The sequence below is a fragment of the Streptomyces sp. NRRL WC-3742 genome (assembly GCF_000720635.1).
Taxonomy (GTDB): domain Bacteria; phylum Actinomycetota; class Actinomycetes; order Streptomycetales; family Streptomycetaceae; genus Kitasatospora.
The window spans coordinates 1-1,089 of record NZ_JOCF01000167.1; the positions used below are offsets into that span (position 1 = coordinate 1).

General features: G+C 65.6%; 1 pseudogene. It reads right to left on the minus strand.

The features are described 5' to 3' along the window. Positions 1 to 1,089, minus strand: a pseudogene (locus IH61_RS0139855) (exo-beta-D-glucosaminidase); the annotation flags it as partial.

A 1,089-nucleotide genomic window follows, 5' to 3' on the forward strand; every position in this document is an offset into this window, starting at 1 on the left:
GTACTGGATGTGGAGCGGCTCGTTGGCCTTCTGGGCTCCGAAGTAGGCGCCGCCCTGGTCGCCGTAGCGGTCGAAGAGCTGCCAGTGCAGGGAGGTCCAGGGGGAGTTGTACATGAAGTAGACGTTCCCGGTGGCCGGCTTGTCCGCGTCGGTGAAGTTGCGGCCGTACGCCTCGAACTGGGCCCGCACCGCCTCGTACTGGGCGAGCTGGGTCTTGCGGACGTAGTCGGTGAGGCTGGTCGGCTTGCCGTAGCGCTCGGTCAGTGCCTTGTCGAAGTCGGCCAGGGTTTCGAACTTCGTGCCCGGCGCCCGGTGGTAGGGCACGTAGTCGGGGTCGGTCCACAGGGACTTGAGTTCGTCGTCCGACATCATCCGCTTGAGGGTGTCCATGGTGGGGATGCTCGGACCGGCGCTGGACTCGGAGTTGAAGCCCTCGGCGCCGCCCTGTTCCTTCCGGTACCAGTAGATCGGCGGCACCCACTCGTAGGGGCCGGTCATCTTGATGCCGCTCTCGTAGTCGAGGACGTTCGCACCACTCAGGCCGCTGACCACCGGGTTCGGCCAGTCCGTCGCGGTCAGCGCCTGCTTGTAGTCCTGGGCCGATGCCTGCGAGGGCGTCTTGTCACTGCCGATGAGGAAGGAGATCACGCTGGGGTGGTTGCGCAGCAGGGTGGAGACGGCGGCCATCGAGCCCCGGTTGATCTCGTGTTCCTGCGGGGTGTAGTCGCCGCTGTCCTCCCACTTGTTGCAGCACTCCCAGCCCGGCAGTAACAGGACACCGGCTCTGTCGGCCATGTCGTAGTACTCGTCCGGCTCCAGGTGGCCTTCCAGGCGGACGGTGTTGATGCCCAGGTTGACCGTGTAGTTGATCCGATCGGCGGCCTCCTTCGCGTTCCAACGCCAGAGCAGGTCCGGTGACTCGTTCCCGGCCCGGATGTGGATGGGGTGGCCGTTGATCTCGTAGCTGCGGGCGCCGTCCTTGTTGAGCTCGGCCTTGACGTCCCGGATGCCGAAGCTCTTGTGTGCGGTGTCGGTGAGGGTGCCGTCGGTTTTGGCGGTGAGTTGGAGGTCGTAGAGGGCTTGGTCGCC